At 64.4% G+C, this 23,906-nt stretch carries 25 protein-coding genes; 11 read left to right on the top strand and 14 right to left on the bottom strand.

Annotated features, from left to right (window positions below):
- Positions 1–224: 224 nt before the first annotated feature.
- Both ASC70_RS15715 and ASC70_RS15720 read left to right on the top strand, forming a co-directional pair.
- The gene (locus ASC70_RS15715; protein ID WP_156396231.1) at positions 225–752 is read left to right on the top strand and encodes a hypothetical protein; all 528 of its coding nucleotides are present in this window, start codon (positions 225–227) and stop codon (positions 750–752) included.
- A gap of 204 nt (positions 753–956) precedes the next feature.
- The gene (locus tag ASC70_RS15720) at positions 957–3,989 is read left to right on the top strand and encodes a DEAD/DEAH box helicase (RefSeq protein WP_200939224.1); all 3,033 of its coding nucleotides are present in this window, start codon (positions 957–959) and stop codon (positions 3,987–3,989) included.
- 251 nt (positions 3,990–4,240) lie between these two features.
- Here the strand turns inward: ASC70_RS15720 and ASC70_RS15725 are convergent, their stop codons facing one another.
- Complete coding sequence (locus tag ASC70_RS15725; protein WP_056051638.1) at positions 4,241–5,125, bottom strand: LysR family transcriptional regulator; 885 nt, start codon at positions 5,123–5,125, stop codon at positions 4,241–4,243.
- Between the two features lie 126 nt (positions 5,126–5,251).
- On the opposite strand from ASC70_RS15725, the gene ASC70_RS15730 reads away from it, so the two are divergent.
- The 6 genes from ASC70_RS15730 (at position 5,252) to ASC70_RS15755 (ending at position 8,942) form a co-directional block, all read left to right on the top strand.
- On the top strand, positions 5,252–5,713 hold the full coding sequence (locus tag ASC70_RS15730) for a VOC family protein (protein ID WP_056051641.1): 462 nt from the start codon (positions 5,252–5,254) through the stop codon (positions 5,711–5,713).
- Positions 5,710–6,360 carry an SDR family oxidoreductase gene (locus tag ASC70_RS15735; RefSeq protein ID WP_056051643.1) on the top strand — a complete coding sequence of 217 codons (651 nt, stop codon included), beginning with the start codon at positions 5,710–5,712 and terminating at the stop codon, positions 6,358–6,360. The genes ASC70_RS15730 and ASC70_RS15735 overlap by 4 nt, the downstream gene beginning before the upstream one ends.
- A gap of 28 nt (positions 6,361–6,388) precedes the next feature.
- Positions 6,389–6,784, top strand: a complete 396-nt coding sequence (locus ASC70_RS15740) for a heme-binding protein (RefSeq protein ID WP_056051644.1) — start codon at positions 6,389–6,391, stop codon at positions 6,782–6,784.
- Between the two features lie 48 nt (positions 6,785–6,832).
- Positions 6,833–7,648, top strand: a complete 816-nt coding sequence (locus ASC70_RS15745) for an SDR family oxidoreductase (protein ID WP_056051646.1) — start codon at positions 6,833–6,835, stop codon at positions 7,646–7,648.
- A 56-nt stretch (positions 7,649–7,704) separates the two neighbouring features.
- Positions 7,705–8,217, top strand: a complete 513-nt coding sequence (locus ASC70_RS15750) for a nuclear transport factor 2 family protein (protein WP_056051648.1) — start codon at positions 7,705–7,707, stop codon at positions 8,215–8,217.
- A gap of 107 nt (positions 8,218–8,324) precedes the next feature.
- Positions 8,325–8,942, top strand: coding sequence for a DUF938 domain-containing protein (locus ASC70_RS15755; RefSeq protein WP_056051650.1), 618 nt, complete (start codon positions 8,325–8,327; stop codon positions 8,940–8,942).
- A 100-nt stretch (positions 8,943–9,042) separates the two neighbouring features.
- Here the strand turns inward: ASC70_RS15755 and ASC70_RS15760 are convergent, their stop codons facing one another.
- The 8 genes from ASC70_RS15760 to ASC70_RS15795 form a co-directional block, all read right to left on the bottom strand.
- On the bottom strand, positions 9,043–9,564 hold the full coding sequence (locus ASC70_RS15760; protein ID WP_162247233.1) for a cupin domain-containing protein: 522 nt from the start codon (positions 9,562–9,564) through the stop codon (positions 9,043–9,045).
- 115 nt (positions 9,565–9,679) lie between these two features.
- Positions 9,680–10,873, bottom strand: coding sequence for an SDR family NAD(P)-dependent oxidoreductase (locus ASC70_RS15765; protein ID WP_056051653.1), 1,194 nt, complete (start codon positions 10,871–10,873; stop codon positions 9,680–9,682).
- A 54-nt stretch (positions 10,874–10,927) separates the two neighbouring features.
- Positions 10,928–11,326, bottom strand: a complete 399-nt coding sequence (locus tag ASC70_RS15770; RefSeq protein WP_056051657.1) for a helix-turn-helix domain-containing protein — start codon at positions 11,324–11,326, stop codon at positions 10,928–10,930.
- 121 nt (positions 11,327–11,447) lie between these two features.
- Entirely contained in the window at positions 11,448–12,077 is a 630-nt protein-coding gene (locus ASC70_RS15775; protein WP_056051659.1) for a glutathione S-transferase family protein, read from the bottom strand.
- Positions 12,078–12,134: 57 nt separating this feature from the next.
- Positions 12,135–12,566: a DoxX family protein gene (locus tag ASC70_RS15780; RefSeq protein WP_056051661.1), complete on the bottom strand. Its 432-nt coding sequence runs from the start codon at positions 12,564–12,566 to the stop codon at positions 12,135–12,137.
- A gap of 135 nt (positions 12,567–12,701) precedes the next feature.
- Entirely contained in the window at positions 12,702–13,997 is a 1,296-nt protein-coding gene (locus tag ASC70_RS15785; protein ID WP_235519416.1) for an epoxide hydrolase family protein, read from the bottom strand.
- Positions 13,998–14,058: 61 nt separating this feature from the next.
- Entirely contained in the window at positions 14,059–14,475 is a 417-nt protein-coding gene (locus tag ASC70_RS15790) for a nuclear transport factor 2 family protein (RefSeq protein ID WP_056052826.1), read from the bottom strand.
- 68 nt (positions 14,476–14,543) lie between these two features.
- The gene (locus ASC70_RS15795) at positions 14,544–15,296 is read right to left on the bottom strand and encodes an SDR family NAD(P)-dependent oxidoreductase (RefSeq protein WP_056051663.1); all 753 of its coding nucleotides are present in this window, start codon (positions 15,294–15,296) and stop codon (positions 14,544–14,546) included.
- Between the two features lie 114 nt (positions 15,297–15,410).
- Between ASC70_RS15795 and ASC70_RS15800 the strand changes: the two genes are divergently transcribed.
- Together ASC70_RS15800 and ASC70_RS15805 are read left to right on the top strand one after the other, a co-directional pair.
- Positions 15,411–16,316 carry a LysR family transcriptional regulator gene (locus ASC70_RS15800; RefSeq protein ID WP_056051665.1) on the top strand — a complete coding sequence of 302 codons (906 nt, stop codon included), beginning with the start codon at positions 15,411–15,413 and terminating at the stop codon, positions 16,314–16,316.
- A 402-nt stretch (positions 16,317–16,718) separates the two neighbouring features.
- Positions 16,719–17,615: a S9 family peptidase gene (locus ASC70_RS15805; protein ID WP_082539743.1), complete on the top strand. Its 897-nt coding sequence runs from the start codon at positions 16,719–16,721 to the stop codon at positions 17,613–17,615.
- Positions 17,616–17,890: 275 nt separating this feature from the next.
- Here ASC70_RS15805 and ASC70_RS15810 read toward each other — a convergent pair whose 3' ends face one another.
- The 5 genes from ASC70_RS15810 to ASC70_RS25045 form a co-directional block, all read right to left on the bottom strand.
- Complete coding sequence (locus tag ASC70_RS15810; RefSeq protein WP_162247234.1) at positions 17,891–19,360, bottom strand: sensor histidine kinase; 1,470 nt, start codon at positions 19,358–19,360, stop codon at positions 17,891–17,893.
- A 73-nt stretch (positions 19,361–19,433) separates the two neighbouring features.
- A complete protein-coding gene (locus ASC70_RS15815) occupies positions 19,434–19,760 on the bottom strand; it encodes a circadian clock KaiB family protein (RefSeq protein ID WP_056051672.1) in 327 nt (108 codons plus the stop codon).
- The gene (locus tag ASC70_RS15820; protein WP_082539744.1) at positions 19,757–20,095 is read right to left on the bottom strand and encodes a circadian clock KaiB family protein; all 339 of its coding nucleotides are present in this window, start codon (positions 20,093–20,095) and stop codon (positions 19,757–19,759) included. The genes ASC70_RS15815 and ASC70_RS15820 overlap by 4 nt, the downstream gene beginning before the upstream one ends.
- Positions 20,092–21,783: a circadian clock protein KaiC gene (gene kaiC / locus ASC70_RS15825; protein WP_056051673.1), complete on the bottom strand. Its 1,692-nt coding sequence runs from the start codon at positions 21,781–21,783 to the stop codon at positions 20,092–20,094. Before kaiC ends, ASC70_RS15820 begins: the two co-directional genes overlap by 4 nt.
- Positions 21,784–22,155: 372 nt before the next feature.
- Positions 22,156–22,587: a hypothetical protein gene (locus tag ASC70_RS25045; protein ID WP_156396232.1), complete on the bottom strand. Its 432-nt coding sequence runs from the start codon at positions 22,585–22,587 to the stop codon at positions 22,156–22,158.
- 520 nt (positions 22,588–23,107) lie between these two features.
- On the opposite strand from ASC70_RS25045, the gene ASC70_RS15830 reads away from it, so the two are divergent.
- Positions 23,108–23,698 (top strand): recombinase family protein, encoded by a 591-nt coding sequence (locus tag ASC70_RS15830; RefSeq protein ID WP_056051675.1) that lies wholly within the window; start codon positions 23,108–23,110, stop codon positions 23,696–23,698.
- The last annotated feature ends 208 nt before the right edge of the window (positions 23,699–23,906 follow it).

Raw genomic sequence — 23,906 nt, forward strand, 5'->3', positions numbered from 1 at the left:
TTTGAAGGCCATTCAAACGGCGGGCAGACGGGTCGGAAGGATTTGACATGGGCGCCCCGAACGTGAGCTTCGACTAAAGCTCGACCATGGCGGCACTGCGGTGCAGATTCGCTCAATGGTGTCATTTGCTGAGGCAGCAGAGTGGAGGAGGGAGTATGTCGTCTTGCGTAGCCACACCCGCCCGACGGGACTGTGGTCCCGTCTCGTTCGCCCAATGCGCCACCTTGCGCGAAATGGTCGACCTGTTTCTGATCCTGCGAAAGGACCGCGTCGAACAGGAGCGCGCCTGGTGGGCCGATCCCACCCTGTCGCCGGAAGCAGCGTGCCGCCGCGCGCTGTTCGGCCTGGGCGGCGTTCGCGACACCCATCAGTGGATCTTCAGCGCGGCCGAGCTCGAAGCCATGGCCGAACAGGTCGCGCTGCACTCCGCGACCTTGGCCGCTGCCAAAGACTTTGAGGATCTTTACCGGCGGATCGAAGTTGCGCTGGGCCTGCGTCGGGATAGAAAGCCGCTTTTAGTCTACGACATCGCTCATCGGCTCGGCCACCGAATCGGACGCGAGCCCGAGCAGGTCTATCTGCACGCTGGACCAGAAAAGGGCGCCGAAGCCCTGAAGCCAGGTTTGGGGCGTCCGCGGCGCCGGCCACTGAGCGACTTTCCGAAATCGATCCGAACCCGCCTGGCGCCCGCCCAGGCGGAGGATTTCCTGTGCCTGGCGGCCAAGGCGTTGCGTGCCGACCTCTGGGACTAAATCAGGGCCTCTTGAGTAAGAGTTTATTTCGCTCCCGATCCGCTCATCGCCAGACCGCTGGGGACCGTGCTCGCTGCCTTTTCGAGGTCGATGGCGGAGTAGCCAGTCTGGCCAGCCCAATTCTAACGATGCGGCGCGCTGGACAACCTATACGATCCGAGAATCAAGCTTCACTCTGAAGCGATTTTTTGCGGATTGATCCTGGTGCCCGATCTCGACGATCTCGCTCTTTGGAACCACCAGCGCGCCGCGGTAGACGAGTGCGAGCGGTATTTCGCACAGGCTCCCCAGGGCCGGTCGGCGCTCGTCCACTACCCAACAGGCGCCGGCAAGACCGGGATCATGGCCGCGCTCGCCAGGCGGCGGGCTACGACAGCGCCGGTTCTTGTGGTTTGTCCCTCTGCGGCGCTGGTCGCGCAGCTAGAGGGGCAATTCCGAGCCGGCTTCTGGGAGAAGATCGGCGCGGCTGAAGAATGGCATTTCCGTCACACCGGGCTGCTGGTTATCTCCAAAGTCGACAAAGTCGTCGAACTCATCGGCGATGCCCAGGGCGAGGAGGTTGCGATCTTCGCCACGATCCAGGCCCTACAGCAAATCCATGCCGATGAGCTCGCCTACGCTAAGCTTGCAGGCCTGTTCGGCACTGTGTTCTTCGATGAGGGCCACCGTGAGCCAGCGCCACAATGGGCTCGGGCGGCAAGAGGACTCGGCGCGCCGACGATCCTCTTCAGCGCTACGCCTTACCGCAACGACCTGAAGGTGTTTGGCGTCGACCAGGACTTCACCAGCTTCCTGTCATTTGAAGCCGCGGCCGGGCAGGGCCTGATCCGGCCCGTCGTGACTGAGGAAATGGCGCTACCGCAGGACGCCACTGGGTTTGCGGCGGCGGTCATAGCCCGGCGCGACGAGCTCCTCGCGGCGGGGCGCATTCTCCCCAACCACAAGATGATCATCCGGGCAGACCAAGAGTCTGAGGTCAGCGCCCTGTTCTTCGCCTTCAGCCAATTGCTGGCTGGGCGCGGCGATGGCGTTCTGGCGATCCACGATACGTTTGACACCGAAGGGCCTCCGGGTGCCCAGAAGCTTGGAAAGGTCCCGGCCAATCTCTCGGAGCGGGCCGAGCGGTTCCTTATCCACCAGCACATGCTTACGGAGGGCATCGACGATCCCGCCTGCACAATGCTGGCTTTGTACGCCCCGTTCCGGAACGAGCGGCAGCTAGTTCAGCAGGTCGGAAGGCTCACGCGTCACCCCGGCCCGCTGGGCCAGGCTGCGCCGCCTGCCCTGGTGATTACCCGACCGTCGGACGGGGTGGTCTCCATGTGGAATCGCTTCCTTGCCTACGATCAGGCCTGTGTCGCGAACGGGGGACGTCCGCCGCTCCGCGACCAGGCATTTGTCGACCGGGTTCTCGAGGCCCTACCAGACCTCGACTATGTCGACGGCCAGTTTCGGCGGCGGGCGGATCTCGCGAATGACGGTATCCAGGCGGAGATCCGGGTTCCGTTATCGGCCGTGATATTCGAGACAACGCCAGCCTTCGATCTCGACGCCTTTGAGGCGGCGATCTCGGCCCAGCTGTCCGAAGAAGATCGTATCGAGCAGGCTTCTGGACCAATAAAGCAGGACCCGACCTGCAGATTCCACCTGTCGATCAGCCTGACCCAAAGCCCGCTTCTCGCAGAGTCGCTTTTCCAGACGGCATCTCTGGAGATCACAGCGTATGCTCACCGGAACGGGCGGCTCTTCTTCTATGACTCCGGCGGGCTTTGGGCCGACGAATTAGCGGAGATAAGGGGGCGACTGGGCCCGCGTCGACTGGGCGCGCTACTTCCCGCATCCAGCAAGGCGCTGACGGCGGTGACACTGCGCAATACCGACCTTGGACCGTTAGCTCTCCGCGGTCGCTCCTTCCAGGCGCCGTCCGTCACAAGGGCAGGCGTCTTCGTAGGCGAGCACACAAATGTGGTCACGCGGGCGACAGGGCGCCCGACGGATACGGTCCGGCGAACACTCGGGTTTACGAGCGCCCGCGTCCGCCAGGGCGAAGGGCCGCAGGCGACCCTGCCGGAGTTCTCCGCTTGGTGTACCGACGTCAGCGCGGAATTGGACGCCAACCCCGCGCCGTCGCAGCTGTTCGAGCGCTTCGCTAATTCTGTCGATCCGCCAGCGGACACTACGCCCCACAACATTTTGGTCGACCTCGACGCCTATAAGAATGTCTTCCGCACCGAGGACAATCGGATAGTGAGTTTCGACTTGGACAGCGCCTGCGCCGATATTGCGCTAGTCGCGGGCGGACCGGCCGGGTTCCTGCACAGGTTCGAGCTGATCGTCGACGGCAACCCGGTGCACGTCTGGATCCGGTGGGATAGCAAGAAGCAGAAGTACTGGCTGTCATCGCGCGAGCTGACCCAGTTCCACGACCGGTCCAATCCGAAGGTCACGCTGCTGCACCGACTGAACCGCCAGCAGCCATTCCGGATTATCCTCGAGGGCGCAACCGTCTTCGCATACGGAAGATTCTATTCAATCGACCTTCAGTTGGGGCAGGCCAACGGGGCGGGTGCCCTAGTGCTTGGGCTTCTACACGCCATCCCGGGGCTGCAGGCGATCACCTCCGAGAAAGGCAATCTGTCCGCTGCGGCGGCGACTTGGCCGCCGCTTTCCCTGTTTGGAAAGATCGACGAGGAGCTGCGAGCGCCCGGTCCGGGAGCGTTCGGCCGAGTGTTCGAGGCCCTAGTGTGCGACGACCTTGGCACCGAGGTGGCTGACTTCATCGGGGTCGATGAGGCTGGCGGCTCGCGGGTGGTTTTTATTGCTGCGAAGTGGAAAGCTGGCGTGCCCGGGGGCGGCGCGACCGGCATCTATGACGTCAGCGCGCAGGCGCTGAAGGATCTAGCCTATCTGAAGGCTGACGCCCAACCACTGCCGGGCGCGGCTAGGAAATGGGATGGCGACTGGATGCACACTGGCGGCCGGGTCCCTCGCCGGCGCGTAGGCCCCAATTCAGCCGCCTTCCGAAAACTCTTCCAGAAGGTACGCGGAAATCCAGCCGCGGGTCGCGAGGTTTGGATTGTTTTAGGCGGCGGGATTCTTTCGCGTGCTGCCGTCGTGGCAGGAGTCAACGCTCCCAATCCAAGGGCTCACACCCTTCAGCTTTTCCACCTTCTGCTGTCCCTTTATGCGGGATGCCAGTCCATCGGCGTGGATCTGAAGGTCTTCTGCGCTCCGTAGGCCCAATGTTTAGCCCTATTGCATGGGCTGCCGGCAGGCGTTGCCATGCAAATGAAGTGTATTTCACGTCTCGTAGATGCCAGCTGGACATCGTCGGAGTGCGGTTCGCGCAACTGACGTTCCGTACTTTCACTCTAGCGCAAGCTGACCGTTATGGGGCCGGGCGGCTCTTGTCGCCGGAGACGGAATGTCCGGAATCTGGAGCGGTCCAAAGGTCCGTTCATGGCGCAAATTGACTATGGCGATCACGTTCAGGCGCGCAGGAGTTCGATAACGGCGCGCAGGCCGGCCGAGATGTATTTGCGTGTCGGATAGTAGAGGTAGAGCCAGTCCTCGGGCTGGCACCACGGCTCGAGGCAACGCACCAGTCGGCCGTCGTCGATCGGGGCTTGGGCCCGGTTCTCCCAGACATAGGCCAGGCCCGCGCCCGACAGCGCCGCCTCGACCAGCAGTTCGTGATCGTCTGACGCCAAGGGGCCTGTCGGCTGAAAATCGATCGTCCGTCCGTCCTTGATGAACTCCCAGGCGTAGCGCACCCCTGTCGGATATAGGTTCTGCAAGCAGACGTGGCCCGCTAGGTCGGCCGGCGTCTTGGGCATGGGTCGCTGGGCGAAATAGGCCGGCGAGCCGACCACGGCGAAGCGCAGGCGCGGCTTGATCCGCACCGCCGTCATGCCGTCGCGCAGGCTCTCGCCCAGGCGGATCCCGGCGTCGAAGCCTTCCTCGACGATGTCGACCAGCCGGTCGGTGGTGACGATCTCGATCGCCAGGTTCGGATTGGCTTCGGCCAGCTGTCCGACCACCGGCCCCAGCACGAACGAGGCGATCGAGCTGGGCGCGTTGATCCGTACCTTGCCGAAAGGGGTGTCGCGAAACTGGTTGAGCCCGTCCATCGCCGAGCCGATGTCGCCAAAGGCGGGCGACAGCCGCGACAGCAGCATGGCTCCGGCGTCGGTCAGCGACACGCTGCGGGTGGTGCGGTTGAGCAGACGAATACCGACCCGGGCCTCCAGATTGGTGACGGCGTGGCTGATGGCCGAGGCGGTGACGCCGCGCTCCTCGCCCGCGCGTCGAAAACTCTTGTGCCGCGCCACCGCGTCGAACGCCGCCAGCTCCGACAGATCGGTGGTTCGCACTCGTGAATTTCACTCAGCATTGATCGGAAGATTTCCCATCTAATCCTGCGAGGTCGAAAAGCGCAAATCTCCTTTCACACCCGGGGCGGCGGCGACGCCAACCCCAGCTGGAAAAGGAGAAACCCGATGTCCGATTTCGTCCCGCCGGCCCACAATACGGCCTCGCCCTTTGCCGACATGCGCGGCCACCACGTCGCCGTCCGCACCCCCAATCTCGAAGACGCCAAGGCCTTCTATGTCGGCCTGCTGGACTTCCGGGTCGTCGCCGAGTGGGCCTATGGCGACGAGAGCCTGGCCTATCTGGCGCCCCCGACCGATGATCATTTCTACATCGAGGTGCTGGGCGGCGGCGAGCCGGCTCCGATCGAGGTCCGCCCCTACGCCGATCTCGGCGACAGCCTGAAATACCGTGGCTACCACCACTTCTGCCTCAACGTGACCAGCGTCGAGGCGACGGTCGAGACGCTGCGCCAACGCGGCGTGACCATCGTCACCGAGCCGTTCGTGCTGGAGGCCATCAGCCGCAAGCTCGCCTTCTTCTGCGACCCCTTCGGCAACCTGATCGAACTGGCCGAGGTGCTGCCGTGAGCCGCGCCCTGCTGATCGTCGGCGCCGGTCCCGGCATCGGCGAGGCGAGCGCCGAGCGGTTCGGCCGTGAAGGCTGGACCATCGTCCTGGCCGCCCGCAGCCCCCGCACCCTGGACCCCATGGTCGCGCGACTGATCGGCCAGGGCGTCGACGCCCACGGCCTGGTGATCGACGCCACCGACCCTGAAGCAGTGCGCGCGGGGCTACGGACCGCCGACCGGCTGTCGGGCGGGCTGAGCGCGGTGCTCTACAACGCCGCCAATGTTCGCCAGCAAGACCTGTTCAGCATGACCGACGCCGAGATCGACAGCGATCTGGCGGTCAACGTCACCGGCGGACTGCATGTGATCCGCGCCGCCGCCGGCCTCTTTGAGGGCCGGGCAGGAACGATCCTGGTCACCGGCGGCGGCCTGGCGCTCGCGCCCCACGCCGACTGGGCCAGCCTGGGCCTCGGCAAGGCCGCGCTGCGCAATGTCGTGCAGGGCCTGGCTCCGGCGCTGGCCGAGCGGGACATCCGCATCGGTTTGGCCACGGTCGCCACCCTGGTGGCCCCAGCCTCGGCCGAGGCAGCGGGTGTCGCCGATACGCTCTGGGTCCTGGCGACCGAACCAGACGCCGGCTGGGAACGGACCTTCCCGGCCGCCTGACTCCTCTCGCTTCAAGAAGGAACACGCCATGCTCTCCCTGAGTCAGGCCCAGGCGGCGCTCGCCGCCGGCCAAGCCCGCGCCGCCGCCCTCGGCACCCCCGTCAACATCGCCGTGCTGGACGCGTCCGCCCACCTGAAGGCCTTCGGCCGGATGGACGAGGCGGTGCTGGGCTCCATCGACGTCGCCCTGGGCAAGGCCCGCACGGCCGCCCTGTTCGGCATCACCAGCGAGGCCGTCTGGGACTACTGCAAGCCCGGGGCGCCGGCTCCCGGCCTGGAACGTAGCAACGGTGGCCTGATGACCTTCCCCGGCGGCGTCCCCCTGCGTGACGCGAACGGCCGGCTGGTCGGCGCCATCGGCGTGTCCGGCGGCAGTCCCGACCAGGACGCCGAGATCGCCCGGGCCGCCGCCGCGGCACTCTGACTTCCCCAAGCCTCTCAAGACCAACCCAAATCCAAAAGGAACAAGACCATGACCAAGAAAACCATCTTGATCACCGGCGCGGCCGGCGGCTTCGGCAAGGGCGCCGCCATCGGCATGGCCAAGAACGGCCACGACATCATCGCCACCGTCCACGTCGCCTCGCAGGTCACTCCGCTACGCGAGGAAGTCGCCGCCCTGGGCCTCTCCGACAGGATCACCGTCTACCGTCTGGACCTGAACGATTCCTACGACATCCAACAGGCGATAGGCCTCGACTTTGACGTGCTGTGGAACAACGCCGGCATGGGCGAGGCCGGTCCGGTCTGGGAAATCCCGGTCGACCTAGTGCGCAAGAACTTCGAGACCAATGTCTTCCTGCCGCTAACCCTGACACAGGGCGTGGTCCAGAAGTGGGTCCGCGAGGGCAAGAGCCAGGGCAAGAAGGTGGTCTTCACTTCGTCGATGGGCGGTCTGTTCACCCCGGCTAACTGGGGAACCTACGTCTCGACCAAGCACGCCTTGGAGTCGGTGGCCGAGGCCATGCAGCAGGAGCTGGCCCCCTACGGCGTCAAGATCCAGACCATCAATCCGGGCGCCTATTACACCGGCTACAACGAGACCATGGCCGACAATCCGTTCCGCTGGCTGGACGACGCCAAGAACTTCACCAAGCGCGCCGATCTGCGGAAGGGCTTCGACGACTTCTTCGCCACGCCCGAGGGCAAGATGGACGCCCAGGAGATGGTCGACCGGATGATCGACATCGTCCCGGCCGACACCGGCAAGTTCCGCAACGTCGTGCCGCAGGTCATCGAGGACATGCTCAAGGACCATCAGCTGAAGGCCTGGGAAAACCAGATCTAGCCCGCCGATAGCGGCCGCCGGCTAGCGCCGGCGGTCCGTTCCCAGGAGCCATTCCCATGCACCGCACGCTGACCGCGCTCGCCGCGCTGGCCCTGACCCTGTCCCTCTTCATCGGAGGCGCTGCCATGGCCCACACCGACCAGACCAACACCGAGACCGAAATCCGTAACAAGGCCATCGTTCAGGCCAGCTTCGACGCCTGGCGGGCGGGGCAGGGCGGGCCGTTCGACCTGCTGACCGAAGACGCGACCTGGACCATCGTCGGCCAGTCCGACGCCTCCAAGACCTATCCCACCAAGGCCGCCTTCCTGTCCGAGGTGATCGGCCCGTTCAACGCCCGCATGAGCGTCGGCATCAAGCCGACCATTCGGGAGATCCACGCCGACGGCGACACCGTGGTGATCTTCTTCGACGCCACCGGGACCGCGCGCGACGGCAAGTCCTACGCCAACACCTATGCGTGGTTCTTCCACATGCGGGACGGCAAGGTGATCAAGGCCTCAGCCTTCTTCGACAGCGTCGTGTTCAACGATCTTTGGCGGCGGGTTACGCCGCTGGCTCAAGATTGACCCAGCAGAAGTGAAGAGGGCGAGGAAGGCAGCCGAATGTCTGCTTTCCGGCCTTACCGCTACGTCCGCTCCTGGCGCCGAGCCGCCGAAGCCTTCAGATTGTCGGCATGTCCGATCCGCTGTCTCCCGCCGCGCGTACGTCCCCCTCCACGGCCCGAAACCGCGATCCCATTCTGGAGATCCTGCGGACGCGCCTGCCAGAGAACGGTCTGGTGTTGGAGGTTGCGGCGGGCACTGGCGAGCACGCAGTTCACTTCGCTGCAGCGCTGCCCACGCTGCAATACCAGCCGACCGATGCTGATCCCGGCGCTCTGGATAGCATAGCCGCCTGGCGCGAGCATGCCGGCCTAGGCAACCTTCTGTGTCCGCTGGTGCTGGATGCGTCGCAACCGGACACCTGGCCCGTCGAACGAGCCGACGCGGTCCTCGCCATCAACATGATCCATATCTCGCCGTGGACGGCCACGGCCGGTCTGATGGCGGGCGCTGCGCGGGTGCTGCATCCGAGCGCCGGCCTGTTCCTGTACGGCCCCTTCATCGAGGGCGACACGCCGACAGCGCCCAGCAACATCGAGTTCGATCAGAGCCTGAGGCGACGCAATGTCGAGTGGGGAATTCGCCACCTGGACCATCTGGTCGCCTTGGCGGCTACCCATGGCCTTGGCCTTTCCGAGCGTCTCACCATGCCCGCGAACAACCTGGTACTCGTGTTTCGAAAGACGTAGCCGCTAGGCACGCTCGGCAAGGTCCGCTTCTTGGAGACGAGCCAAGGTCCGGTTATGGCGCTACGCCGCCGCGACGCTTCTCGCGCGCGGCGGCTTTAGCTTAGACCATCTCGCCGCGTAGAATGGCGGCGACCTCGTCATCCCTGAGCGGAGGCCCGATGATGCCCATCCCCGCCTCGTTGGCGCATTCGATCAGCGCATCTACGTCGGCGATTGTGAGGTCTCTGTCGACGATCCGCTCGAAGAAGGTCTCAAACTCCCCCGGCGCCACCGTCACCTGGAAGCGTACCGGCGCATCGCCATAGGCGCGCCAAGTGTGCGGCATGAGTTTCGGCAGCAGGATGACGTCGCCAGGGCCTGCCGTACGGCAGCCTGTCGGGGTCCAGAGCACGATGTCGCCCGACTGAATCAGGAAGATCTCGTCGTCCCTGTGGTGGAAGTGACGCGGGGGCCCAAATCCGGGCGGCGCCCGATAGTCCATGATCGCAAGCGCGCCTTGGGTGTGGTCGGGAGACAGGCGTGTCCGGGACGCCTCGCCCCAGGATGTTGTCGTAAAACCCTCGTCGGTCTCGGCATCCACCAGAAGATCGCCAGCGTCATTCGACTTCGACACAGTCGTCACTTTCAACTCCATTTACTGATAGTGGTCGCAGACCGCCAACACGCATGGCGCTGGCGTGAAAATGCCGAAGATGCGGCAGTCTCAATCGGTATTCAGCGCATCCGCAGGACTGGCTTCACGCGCCGTTCGTTGGGACGCGCACGCCTGTCATGGTTTCGCACAACGACCAAAGTCGATTGGCGACATTCACGTCGAGGGCCCAGGATTTCACGCCGTAGGGCGCACGACCCTCGGCGGGCACGACCGGCGCGATATCGCAGTCCTCCAGATAGACGCCGCCTTTGCCGTCCAGGTCTCGACTGACGGCCGCCCATGTGGCCGTCGCGCCGCCCTGCTGCACGGTCTTGTAGAGGTCGCCCTCGTTCTTTGGGCGACGCCGCAGGTTGAGAGCCTCCGTGGCATGCACCGCCCGAAGTGTTCCGGCGACCATGCGTCCGAGCGCGACCTGGCGGTTTGGCTTGTGGCCAACACCGCCCGCGGCAAAAAGGTCCGACGTGGGAACCGGGCCCGGCGTCGTGGCGAAGACCCGGATCTGCTTGTCGCGCCACAGCTCGTCTTCCTTGATCGACAGGAGGATCAGCGCCGTCTTGGACTGCGCGTAGGCGCGCATTCCCGTGTAGGGCGTATGATGGAAGTTGATGTCGTCGACCAGGACCCCGCCCGCGTGGTGACCCCGGGAGGCGACATTGATCACTCGGGCGCCCTTCGCCCATTCCAGCGCCGGCAGAAGCCGCACGGTCAGCTGATAGTGGCCAAGGACATTGGTCGCGAACTGTCGCTCGTAGCCACGATCGTCACGCTCGAGCGGCGTGGCCATGATGGCGGCGCTGTTGATGAGGATGTGCAGCGGTCGTCCGGACTGGACGTAGCGGTCGGCGAAGGCGTCGATCGAGGTGGGCTGCAGGAGGTCGACATATTCGACGCTGGTGTTGGCGATGCCGGACAGTCCGCGCCGCGCACGCTTCACATCGCGGGCCAGGACGATGACGCGTGCGCCAGCGCGAGCCAGGGCCCGAACTGCTTCCCGACCCGTGCCGCTATGGCCTCCTGTGATCACCACGACCTTGCCGCGCAGATCGACGCCCTTCACGACCTCCATGGCCTTGGTGCGATGACCGAAGGGCGACGGGATCCGGTGTTGTCGCGCGTCCGGAACATCAGGCGCGACATAGAGCGGAAGGCTCGCGGAGGGGTCGCCCAGCGCCTTGTAGAAGAGGCCGACGATCCCGCCATAGGTCGCGGTCAAGATGCCGGCCGTTGCCAGCGTGAAGATCAAGGTTTTCTGCATGGCGACAAGGTCGTCCGCCAAGCCGGTTCCATCAAGTAGGATGGATTTTCAGACCTAGTCTGGAAGAGCAGACCGCTATGAAGCGATGTCCTGGCCGGTTCCGAGCAGGCCATCATACTTCAGAGACCAGTCCAGCATCGCCCTGAGCGTTGGCATTAGGTCTATCCCTGCCTGGGAAAGCTCATATTCCACGCGCTGCGGTATTTCCGGATAGGCGTTGCGGATCACGATGCCGTTGGCCTCGAGGTTCCGAAGCTGCTCGGTCAGCATGTGCTGGGTGACGCCGGGAAGCGCGCGCCGCAAGGCGCCGAAGCGCGTCGGGCCCTGGATCAAGGTGCAGACGATCTCGATCTTCCATTTGCCGGTGATGGCGCGGATCGTGCGCTGGAATCGGAGGATGTCGGTCGCCTCGGGGCCTTCGCACCCGTCGCAGTCATCTCCGTAGACGCGCGGCTCGACAGTCTGGTCTCTCATTCGAACGTCCTGAAAATCCCCATGCGTCTGAACGCAGGACAGGAAACCTTACGTGAGGGTGTTCGGCCCACCTTGATGAGACCGAACATTCCCTATGCGAGTTGGCGCCGCGGCGCGCCAGTCAATGCGCCAGCGCCAGCGTGCTGGTGATCGCCGCGGCGACCGCCGGACGCGACAGGATCTCGTCGTGCCAGCGCTTAACGGCCGGGAACGGGGCGAGGTCCGCGCCAAAGGCTTGGTGGCGCCAGATCCATCCGAAATGGGCGATGTCGGCGATCGTGTACTGGTCGCCCGCGACGTAAGGGTTGCGCTGGAGGGCGCCGTCGAGAACGCCCAGCACGCGTTCCACTTCCTTGCGCGCCGCCGTGCGGACGTCGCCTTCGGGCGTCTTGCGCATCTCGAGCAGGAAGGCCTGCAGGAAGGCAGGGCTGGCGGCCGAAGCGTGGAAGAAAAGTTGTTCGAACACCTTGCCCCGACGCTCCGGATCGATCGGCAGCAGTTGGCCGGTCTTTTCCGCGAGGTAGACGAGGATCGCCGCGGACTCGCTGAGCACGAGGTCGGCGTCGCCGGCCGGTGAACGGTCGATCAGGACCGGCACCTTGCCGTTTGGATTGAGGGCCAGGAAGGCGTCGCTTCTTTGCTCACCCTGGCGAAGATCGACGGGGACGAGGCTGTGGGGCAAGCCCATCTCTTCAGCGGCGATGGCGACCTTGACGCTGTTGGGCGTCGCGAAGGCGTGGATCTCGAGCATTGGGAAGTCTCCTTAATGATGCTGGCCGGAACGGTGCTGGCCGCTCCGGCCTGTTCCTCAGCCGCGGCGAGCGTCGAGGCTGATGCGGCCGCCGCCGAAGGCGACGACGTGCAGAAGGCCGCCGGCCATCGCGATGTTCTTGAAGAAGTGGATGAACTGGTTCTGGTCGCCGAGCGCGTTGTGGAAGACCGCCGCGGTGACGAGCGAGAACAGCGTCAGCACGGCCGCGATGGCGCGGGTGCGATAGCCCAGCAGCAGGGCCAGGCCCCCAGCAAGCTCGACAAACACTGAAAGGCCGAAGGCGACGCTGGGCATCGGCAGGCCGACCGATTGGATGTAGCCGATAGTCATGGCCGGCGCGGCGATCTTCGATAGGCCCGACAGCAGGAAGATGGCGCTGATCATGCCGCGGCCGACGAGCGGAACCAGGGTAGAGGTCAGGTTGGAAGCCGTAGCGTTCGGCGCATCGGCAAGGGTCCGGGTATTCATGTCTTTGATCCTTGTTTTGGATTGCAGAGGCTGTGTCCGGGCGTGAGGGGTCATGCCGCCGATCCGGACACGGGCCCGGCGGCACGAAGGCTGTTGGAAGGCGTGGGGAGCGCGGGAGCCGAAACGCGGTGGCGTTTAGCCGCCGCGGACGGTGACGAACGCCTTGCGCATCTCGCTGGCGAAAAGCGCCGGCTGCTCGAAGGCGGCGAAGTGGCCGCCGCGATCGACCTTGTTCCAGTAGATCAGGTTGGGCCACAGCGCCTGCGCCCAGGCCTTGGTGGTCGTGAAGATCTCCCGCGGGAACACGGTCGCCGCCATCGGCAAGTCGATACGACCGGCGTTCACGCCACGGCCGTTGCGCGCATTCTCCCAGTAGAACCGGGCGGAGGAGGCCGCCGAGTCCGTGAACCAGTAGATCGAGATGTCGTCGAGCATCTCGTCCAGGCTCAGGGCGTCTTCCGGGTCGCCGCGATTGTCGGTCCAGGCCTGGAACTTCTCGTAAATCCAGGTCGCCAGCCCGACCGGCGAGTCGGCCAGCGCATACCCGATCGTTTGCGGCCGGGTGGCTTGTTCGCGGAAGTACCCATGGCCATCGCCCGTGAAGCGTTGGAAGGCCTCGATGGCGCCCCGTTCCTCGGCGGTCGGGTGCTCGGGCAGGTGCTCGGGAATGACGAACTGCCAGTTCACATGCGCCGCGGCCAGGCCAGCAGGACGTTGATGGGCGAGCGCGTGGGTGACGCCCGAGCCCCAGTCTCCGCCTTGGGCGACCCAGCGGTTATAGCCAAGCCGCTGCATCAGGGTGGCCCAGGCGCGGGCCGTCCGCTCGACCGTCCAACCGGTCTCGGCCGGCTTATCCGACCAGGCAAAGCCGGGCAGCGACGGGATGACGACGTCGAACGCGTCCTCGGCGCGACCGCCGTAGGCGGTGGGATCGGTGAGCGGTCCGATCACCTTCAGGAACTCGACGACCGAACCGGGCCAGCCGTGCGTTAGGATCATGGGAAGCGCGCCCGAATGCTTGGACCGCACATGGATAAAGTGGATGCCCAGGCCATCGATCTCGGTGCGAAATTGCGGGACCGCGTTGAGACGCCGCTCGAAGCGCCGCCAGTCATAGTGGTCACGCCAGTAGGCGACCAACGCCTTGGCCTTGTTCAAGGGTACGCCTTGCGTCCAGTCGGTCACGGTCTCCTTTTCGGGGAAGCGAACCATGCGCAGGCGTTGCTTGAGATCGTCGATCGCCGCTTGCGGAACGGCGACGCGAAACGGGGTGATGGCGGCTGTTGCGGGCGGCGTGATGGGCGCGCCGACATCCGCGCGGACCTCCGATGAGAGGCCAGCCAGTGTGACGACCGCCAACCCTTCGGCCAGACCGCGCAGGGCTTGCCGGCGCGAGGCTGAGGGGAGGTTGGGGGAGAGCGGATTGAACACGGGGCAACTCCTTGCTGCCGGGGCTCGCCCTTGAGGGCGAGCGCGTTGTCGGGAACGCGGATCAGACCGCGGGCTGGGCGCTGGCCCGTCGAAACTCGTCCGACGTCTCGTCGAGGAAGACGTAGAGCGCTGCGATCTTGCCATCGCGAACGATCAGGACGTCCCAGCCGGTGTATTCGAACGCCGCGCCGCGCGGACCCGACCCCCAGGCCAGGCGCCCCGCGTTGTGGAGCACCTGAGGGGCGCCATGGGGCGTATAGACGTAGTGCGGATGCGTCGCGCGCAGGTCGCCGGCGAACTTGTCGATCGCCTCGCGCCCGACGATCGCGCCGGGCGGCACGTAGAGGACCGCGTCCTCCGCCCAGAGTTCATCGATCGCCGCGCGGCGCTTGTTGTCATCGCCCTCGCCGAAGACCTCCTGGAGGTTTCGGTTGAGCAGTTCGCGGATACGCTCCGCCGATTCCATGGACTGGATCATGATGGTCTCCTTGGAAGGGAGCCCGACCTCGGGCTGCGACATCGCCCCGAGGCCGGCTCTATGATGGCTCAGATCTGGGCTTGGCCGCCGTCGACGAAGAGCTCGATGCCATTGATGAAGCTGGCGTCGTCGGAGGCCAGGAACAGCACCGCCTTGGCGATCTCGTCGGGCTGGCCGACGCGGCCGGCGGGGATCAGGCCGGCCAGATAATCCCGGGTCCCTTGCGCCTGGTCGCCGCCGCCGAACAGCTCATCCAGGCCGGCGGTGTCGGTGACGCCGGGGCTGATCGCGTTGACGCGGATATGGCGATCCTTCAGGTCGAGCATCCAGTTGCGGGCGAAGTTGCGCACCGCCGCCTTGGTCGCGGAATAGACGCTGAACGCAGGCGTGCCCGAGATGCTGGTGGTCGAGCTGGTCAGGATAATGGACGCGCCGTCCTTGAGCAGCGGCAGCGCCTTCTGGACCGTGAACAGCACGCCTTTCACGTTGGTGTCGAACGTGCTTTGATAGTGCTCCTCGGAAATGGCGCCGAGGGGGACCATCTCGCCGCCGCCAGCATTGGCGAACAGCACGTCGATCTGGGCGTGCTTCTGCTGGATGGCGTCGTAGAGCCGGTCGATGTCGGCCAGTTTCGACATGTCGCCCTGAACGGCGGTGACCTTGCCGCCGATCTGCTTGATGGCGGCGTCGAGCGTTTCCTGCCGGCGGCCGGTGATGAACACCGAAGCGCCTTCGGCAGAGAAGGCCTTGGCGGCGGCCAGGCCGATACCGCTGGAGCCGCCGGTCACCACCACGACCTTGTTGCTGAACTTGTTCGTCATCGTCTGAACTCCTTGGGGCCGGCCGTGCGCCGGTGATGGCGAAGAGATGCAGTCAGAACGATGATGCTTGTAGTCAGCAAATATGGCACTTAGCGTTCTATTGGAGGAACGCTGATGCGGATCGACCTCAACGACTATGCCTACTTCGCCGAAGTCGTGGCCCACGGCGGCTTCGCCGCCGCCGGGCGCGCCTTGCGCGAGCCCAAGTCCAAGCTCAGTCGAAGGATCTCGGGCCTGGAGGAGAGATTGGGCTTGCGCCTTATCGAGCGGTCGAGCCGGCGGTTTCGCGTCACCGACACCGGCCTTGCGTTCTATGAGCGATGCCGGGCCATGCTCGCCGAGGCCGAGCAGGCTGAGGCGCTTGTCTTGCAAGCCCAGGCCGAGCCGCATGGACGGATCCGTTTCAGCTGCCCAACGGGCATGCTGCAGCCGATCAATGGCCTGATCTCGTCGTTCCTCGCGCGCTATCCTCGCGTGCGGCTGCAACTCGTCGCGACCGATCGTGCGGTGGACTTGATCGAGGAGCGCATCGATCTGGCGTTGCGCGTGCGCACAAGCCTGACCAGCGACGCCGCGCTGACGATGCGCTCGCTGGGCACCTCGACCCGTATCTTGGTCGCCAGCCCGCAAATGGCCAGCCAGGTGGCGAGCATTGAGCAACTGGCCACGTTGCCGGCGCTGGCGACGAGCGACTCGGCCGACGATCTCGAGTGGCATCTGGAATCAGACGATGGCCGCGCCCATGTCGTCCGCGTCCAGCCGCGCATGGGCTGCGAGGCTATGACGACCATACGGGACGCAGCGATCGACGGCCTCGGCGTGGCGATCTTGCCCGATCACGTCTGTCTCGAGGCTTTGGAGGCCGGGCATCTGGTGCGGGTGCTGCCGGCCTGGCGCGGGTTTCAGGGCATCGTGCATCTGGTCTTCACGACACGCCGTGGTCTCTCCCCCGCCGTTCGAGCCCTGATCGATCATCTCGCGGCCGGATTTCCGCGCGATGTCCTGAGCAAGCGAGCTTGAACCCATACAAAGGGAGGGCGGCAGCACACGAGTACTTGGCTACCGGCGAACACCTTTGCGGAAGCAGGATCAGCGCTTCACCGGCGGTGTTGAAGGTCAGCTTCTTGGAGGCGCACCAAGGGCCGCTCCTGGCGCGACGTGGCCCGTCGAGACCGGCAGATTGGAAAAAGGGTCGTTTCAGCGCTCCTTGGCCATTCAGCGCGCATTGGCGGCCAGCCGGCCGGCGAGAAAGCTGCCCGGCGGGTCACCATCAAGCTCGGATCAGCACAGATTCTAGCTTCCATTCGATCCAGCGCCGCCTGATCGAACAACCGGTGGATGGTTTGCTGGCGCCGCGCGTACATCGGCTCTTCGGCCGACAATCCATGCTAGGTCTGATCAATTCCTTTTGCGGGGGCTGCCATGAAATATGGGATGATCAATGCGATCCTACTGCTCTTCGCCGTCACCTTTCTCCCCGCCGGTGGCCATGCGCAGGATGTGCCGCGAGCCATTTCGACGGACCCGATCCGCGATCCGGCCTTCCCCCCGCGCAAGGAGGTCATTCATGTTCCGAGCGGCGGGACGATCATAAACGGCGTCGTCTATACGGCGTCGGGGCCGGGGCCTCACCCCACCTTCGTGTTCTTCCATGGCCTGCCGGGCACTGAGCGCAATCTCGATCTGGCGCAGGCGGTGCGCAGGGCGGGCTGGAACGCGGTCACCGTCAACTATCGCGGTTCCTGGGGAAGCGGCGGCTCCTTCCGGTTCGCGCACACGCTGGAGGACGCGAAGGCGACGCTTGCCTTCGTTCGCGATCCGGCGAACGCCAAGATGCTCGGCATAGACACCAGCCGCATCGCCATCGGCGGCCATAGCATGGGCGGCTGGGTGGCGGCCCATACGCTGGCGGATGACCCGGCCTTGCTCGGCGGTGTGATTTTTTCATCGGGCGACTTCGGAGAGGTGGGCGCCAACGCCCGCGCCAATCATGCCGCGATCGCCGCCCGCATGAACGGGGTCCGCGAAACCCTGGTCGACGTGACCGGCGACAGCATGGCGGACGAACTGGCGGCAAACGCCGACGCCTGGTCCTTTAAAAAGCTCGCGCCTCGCCTGGCCGGCCGACGTCTGCTCATTCTCTACAGCGATGACTTCGCGAAACATTATTCTCTGACGCTTATCGAGGCGATGAAGCAAGTGCCAGGGTCCCGGGCGGTATCGGCCTACACGCCGACCGACCATGATTGGTCCGACGCGCGTATCTCCCTCGAAACGCAGGTCTTGAACTGGCTGGCGAGCCTGCCCGCAAGTCGTTAGCAACTAGGGACGCATGCGCCCCGCCGCGCAGGCAAGCTGAGGGTTGCAACACAGGGCTTGGTCCCGCCGCCGCGCACGACAAGTGCGTCCAAGCGCATCTGACAGACACTGCCCTGAATGCCGCGTTCTTGGATCGATGGCAGAGTCCGCTCCTGGCGCGATCCAGTCGATCCGCGGCGTCCGGGGCGGGACGAGGGAACTGTCTCTGGCCATGCCCGCGGCGATGGGCACCGCCGGCGACGTTTTAACTTCGCAACGTATGCGGGTTCAGGGCCTCAGGCGATGACGCCGGCGTCATGTGCGCCGATGCCGGGCGGGATCGCGGCGGCAATCATGCAGACGACCCCGCTCGGCGCGAAGTCGATCGCTGCCTCGCCGCCGAGGGCGGCCGAGAGGCTGCGTTCGATCAGACGGGAGCCAAAACCGCGCCGCGAAGGCGGTGTGACGCGCGGGCCGTCCTTCTCTTCCCACCTCAGGCGGATGACGTCGGCCTCCACGGTCCACAGAATGCTGAGCCGCCCCGCCGGCGCAGACAGCGCGCCATACTTCACGGCGTTGGTGGCCAGCTCCTGCAAGGCCATGGCCATGGCCAGCGCCATGCTTGGCTCCAAGCGAACGCTGGGGCCGCCCGTGACGATCCGGGCGCCATCCGGCCCGGCATAGGGCGATATGGCCAGCGCCACGATTTCGCTGAGTTCGGCCCCCTCCCAGCTTTCCCGCGTCAGGACGTCATGGGCCCTCGATAGCGAGATCAGCCGCTCTTCGAGCGCGGCGCGTGCTTCCTGCACCGTCGCGGCGGCGCGGAGGGTCTGGGCGGCGATGGATTGGACCGTCGCCAAGGTGTTCTTGACCCTGTGGTTCAGCTCGTTGATCAGCAGGCTCTGCTTTTCGTCGGCGGCGCGCTGCTCGGTGCGGTCCCGGAGGATCTTCAGGAAGCCGATGTGCTGCCCGTCGTCCCTGCGCAGCGGCATCATCAAGGTATGGGACCAGAACGGCGTCCCATCCTTGCGCACGTGCCAACGTTCCTGCTCCGCCCGGCCGCTTTCCAAGCACAGCGCCCTTTCGCGATCATCGGCGTGGGATGCTTCGTCGTCGGCCGTCCAGATCGCCGGGAATGCGTGTCCGATCAGGTCACTGGCTTGCCACCCCAGGATCTGCTGAGCGCCGGCGTTCCAGATCGTCACCTTGCGATCCAGATCGATCGCCATGATCGCATAATCCCTGACGCCTTCGAGGATCAGGCGGTAACGCTCGTCGCTTTCGCGGTGCGCCGCCTCGACCGCCAAGGCCGACTTGGCTTCGGCGACCTCGCGGGCCTGCCCATAGGCCGCGGTCAGGTCAGTGAGCACCCCACAGAGGAACGGACCGTCCGGCGCGTCCATTCGGGTCAGCGATAGCTGGGCGACGATCGTTTCGGCGCTGTCCTGGCGCGTCAGGAAAAGCTCGGCCTTGCCGCCGGTCTGAAGGAGTTTTTTCAGGTCCGCCAAGGATTGCGGCTTCACGAAAGGCCCGAGCCCCGCGGCCATCAGAGCGCTTGGCGTGGAGCCCAGCATCTCGGCCAGGGCGCGATTGCCGTAAAGCACCGCGCCGTCCTGGCTGATCATCAACGCGCCCTCGGTCATCTGCTCGATCAGCAGGCGATAGGAGCGATCGGCGGTCTCAAGCGTGTAGACCTTGCGATTATCGGGCCCCCCGACCACGACGGCGTCCACTTCGCCATTGCGGATAGCCTCCAGGGTTTCCAAGGCTTCGGCCAGCTGTCGCCGAAGCTCCAGGACCTCATGTTCGGGTGAGGTCGTCGCCGGCGCGGCGGGAAAACTACGTCGATCCATCGCCGCCGCCTTTCGCGGGCAGGCCAAGGCCGCGCAGCACGCGCTCGGTGTCGGACAAGTCGCCGATGATCCGCTGCACCGGCTCGGGCTGCAGCTTGATCAGAGTCGGCGCGGCGATGATCTGGTGCTCGCTCGCCGCTTCGGGGTGCTCGTAGACGTCGACGATCTCCAGGTCGTAGCTGTCGGGTAGTTCGCTCTCCAGCACCCGCCGCAGGTTCGTGATCGCCCGGGTCGAGCGTTGCGTCGAGCCAGTGACGTAGAGCCTCAGCACGTGCTTGGCTTCGGCGGTTTCGCTGTCGCCGGGACGGCTCATGATGTTGGCCTACTGTAGTCAAGTCCGATGAGGAACTTGTCGGGGTCCGACAGCGTGCCGATCATGCGCTTGAGCGGCGGCGGCAGGCTGCGGACCAGTGTGGGAATAGCGATGATCTGATCCTGGGCGGCGAGCTCGGGATTCTCGGCCAGGTCGAGCACCTCGATCTTGTGGCGGCCCGGCAAGTGCGCGTCGCAGAGCAAGGTCAGGTTCCTGATCGCCGCCAGCGACTTGGGCGTTTGGCCGGCGACATAGAGCCGGAAATGGAAGATGCCGTCGTCCGAAATCTCAGCGCCATCTTCACCCATGGGATCCGGCGTCGTGGGCGAGGTCATGCGGTCGCCCCGCGGCGGGTCGCCGCCGCCGACCGGCTCGCGGTAAGGATCTGCTCCTTACGTTCATCGACCGTCTCCAATGCAAGCAGTTCAGCTTCCTCACGCTGCAGCGCCTCGCGGGTCTCTGCGATCTGCCGTTCGGCGGCGCTCTTCTTCTCGGTGAATTCGCGCTTGCGACGATTGACCTCGTCGCGACGCTCAAGGGTCGCTGCCTCTTCCTGCGCTTCCTGAACGATGCGGGCGCTGCCAGTCAGCACGCCATGAGGCCCGATATAGGGTTCGATCAGGGTGACGCCGTCGGAGCCCAGGCGATATTCGCGGATCTGGTTGGAGTGGCTCATCCCACGCGCCTTGAGCACGAACAGGCCACGGTTGCGCTCGCCGTTGGCCTCCAGATCGTGCAGACCCACCCAGACGTCCATCAGCGAGGACAGGCTTTGTTCGTTGCGGTCGTCTTGGTCGCCATTGACCAGGTTGTTGAAGACCACGGTGATGCCCTTGACCTTGAGGTAGTCCACCAACCTCAGCAGCGTGGCGTGGATCTCGCTTTCCGAGCCCCGGAACGCGGAGATCGGGTCGATGACGACGACCGCCGGATCGAACTGGTCGATCTGGCGGATCATCAGCACCAGGTGCATTTCGAGGCCAAAGAGGCTGGGCCGAGAGGACTCAAAGCGCAGCAGGCCGGCGGTCACGTGTGAGTCCAGGTTCAGACCGACCGAGCGCATGTTCCGCACAATCTGCTCGGGTGATTCCTCAAAGGAGAAGTAGATCGCCCGGTTCCCCGCAAGGCAGGCGGCGTTGACGAAGTGGGACCCGAAGGTGGTCTTGCCTGTCCCTGAAGGGCCAGACAGCAGCACGCTGGAGCCGCGATAGAAGCCGCCGACGCCCAGCATGGCGTCGATGCCGGCGACGCCGCTGGAAACGACCTCGTCGGAGATCGAGTGCGAAAGCCCCGCCGAAGTGACCGGCAGGACGCTGATGCCGCCCTTGTCGATCAGGAACGGATACTCATTGGTCCCGTGGGCCGAGCCGCGATACTTCATGACCCGCAGGCGGCGCGTGGTGATCTGCTCGTCGACCCGGTTGTCGAGCGCGATCACGCAGTCGGAGACATACTCTTCCAGTCCGTGACGGGTGAGCTGGCCTTCAGGCCCACGTTCGGCGGTGATCACCGCGGTGACGCCGCGATCCTTCAGCCACTGGAACAGCCGCCGAAGTTCGGACCGTAGCACCGGACCATCGCCAAGTCCGGAGAACAGCGCCTCCAGAGTGTCCAGAACCACGCGCTTGGCGCCGATCTTGTCAATGGCGTGTCCCAGTCGAACGAACAGGCCTTCGAGATCGTACTCGCCGCTCTGTTCGATCTCGCTGCGTTCGACCCGGACATAGTCGATCACCAGCTTCTTGTCGGCGATCAGCCCCGGCAGGTCGTAGCCCAGGGAACTGACGTTATCGATCAGGTCGTCGGCCCGCTCCTCGAAGCTCATAAAGACGCCCGGCTCGTCGTAGGCGGTCGCGCCCTTGACCAGGAAGGTGAGGGCGAAGAGCGTCTTGCCGCACCCCGCGGCGCCGGCGATCAGCGTCGGGCGTCCGGCTGGCAGGCCGCCAAAGGTGATCTCGTCCAGCCCGGCGATCCCGCTGGCCGCCTTGCGAAGAGGATCGGCCGTGGTCGTATTGGGGGTCATGACGCCGCTGCCAGCTTGAAAATATCAAGCTTAAGTACAGGAGTGAGAGGAGAGAGTCGCGCAAAAGATCAAAATTCTGCAGTTTTAATCTGGAAAAATTATGCATGTGATCGAAAATATTCAAGTCTAGGTTTATCGTCTTTTCTTGGTGATGTTGACTAAACCCGATCGCGAACGCGGGCGCGTGGACCTGGGTTTCATGTGCTGGTCTGGCGAGATGCCCTTTCCAACAGGCCGCTGCGCTCGTGCAAGTGGCTCTGGACGCGGTTGCTACAGAGTCCACTTTTCGGAGACGAACCAACGTCCGTTAATGGCGCTGTCCAGAACTTGGCGGCCACCAAAATTGGGAGCCCAGAGCCAGGCGTCGTGAAGCTATTGGCTGGTCATGACGTGGTATGCATAGCTCGCTACCGTCGCGCTGAGGGCGGCAGTGAGAATCCAGAATATCCAGGGCGACGTTCCGTAGGTTTGTCGTCTAAGACCAGCGCGCTTGCTTGGCGACCTACGCCAGTCTCGAAACGTATGGTGTTCGGCGGGCGTAAGGCCCATTTTTAGTCGAGCATTCCAGGCTATCGCTTGGCGATCAGCCAAGCTGCGCTGCGCGAGCCAGCGCGTGAAGGCATTAAACCGGCGCGATCCGGGAACAAAGTCTCCACGACGCACTTCCCAAGCCTCAAGAGAGTGGTCCCAAAGCGGCTTCAGTTGCCAACCAATCAGGGTGGCCCACACCAGGAGCAGTACGGCGTATTCGCTAAACGGACCTCCCCAAACACCAGAGAGCTGCCCGCTCAGAAACTTGGCCAAGGCGCCGGCACCTCCAATAGTGACAAGTGCGAAAAGTGAGGGGCCGAGCAATCCCCATCCCTTCATTGGAGCCGCTTTCAACCATCGCCTAATATTACTTGCACCCCAAAACGACAGTACGAAAAGGATCGGCACAAGCGACAACGACGCCCAGGCTACAAGGCGTTGCTGGCTCAGAGGCGACGCCAGGCCCTCCTTCGCCAACCAGCCGAGGGCAAGGGGAAAACTGGGGGCCAATGCCCAGAAGGTTGTGACGCCAGTCACGGTTTGAAGCTCAACCCGACGCTGAAAAAGGCGGTGCATACTCTGGCATCTCCCCGAAACATAATCCGCTCTCGCTTAGGTTTTAAAGGAGAGCGATGGACGGTTGAGGTGGCGTTATCGGAGAAGCTTAACGCGTCTTCTTCATGCGGCTCAAAAGGTGTAAGTTTAGTGCTTAGGCTCACAAGGTACTATTTCCGATTGAATGAGCCACATTTTGAGCTAGCCTCTGCCTGACCCTAACTTTTGAGCCAGAAAGATGCGGATCGCTTACTATCGAGTGTCGAGCGACGATCAGAGCATTGAGGCGCAACGGCACGTGCTCGGCGGGGGCTTCGACCGCGAATTTTCTGACACGGGTGTGAGTGGCGGCATTCTCGCGGCTGCCAGGCCTGGCTTTGCCAAGCTTTTGGAGCAGCTTCGTCCGGGCGACGTTGTTTGCGTGTACGCCGTGGATCGGCTGGGGCGGGATGCGCTGGATGTTCAGGCGACGGTGCGACGCCTGGTGGACCAAGGTGTGAAGCTCGACATCCATGGGATTGGCACGATCGATGGGCGCGGAGTAGGGGAGATAGTTCTCGCCGTTCTCGCTCAAGTCGCGGACCTTGAGCGTAGGCGGATACGGGAAAGAGCTAACGCGGGCCGAGATGCGGCTCGCGCTGCACTTTTGGCTACCGGGAAGACCCATCGAGGCAAGGAAAGCCTCGGGCGCCCAAGAAAAAACGATCCAGCCAAAATCATAGCTTGGCGCGCGGAAAACAAAGCCAGCATCAGCACCACGGCTGTGCGGTTTGGTTTGTCGGCCGCGACCGTAAAGCGTTATTGTTCTGAGAAAGGCCGCCCTAGCTAGCTGGCCGGCATATTGTTCACGCCCACAGCACGATTTAGGTTCGTAGCTGGTGATTACTCGGCTGCGCATCCAACGGATGGCCTAAAATGAACGTCTCTGCGGAGTTCGTGAATTGGCTTTTGCTCGGGGGAGCCGCGGTGTTCGCTCTGGCAATGGGCCTGAATTATCTGGCCCTTCTTGCGGCGCGGCGAAGAAGTCGCACCTCCCG

Source organism: Caulobacter sp. Root343, from assembly GCF_001425745.1.
In the GTDB taxonomy this organism is placed as follows: Bacteria; Pseudomonadota; Alphaproteobacteria; order Caulobacterales; family Caulobacteraceae; genus Caulobacter.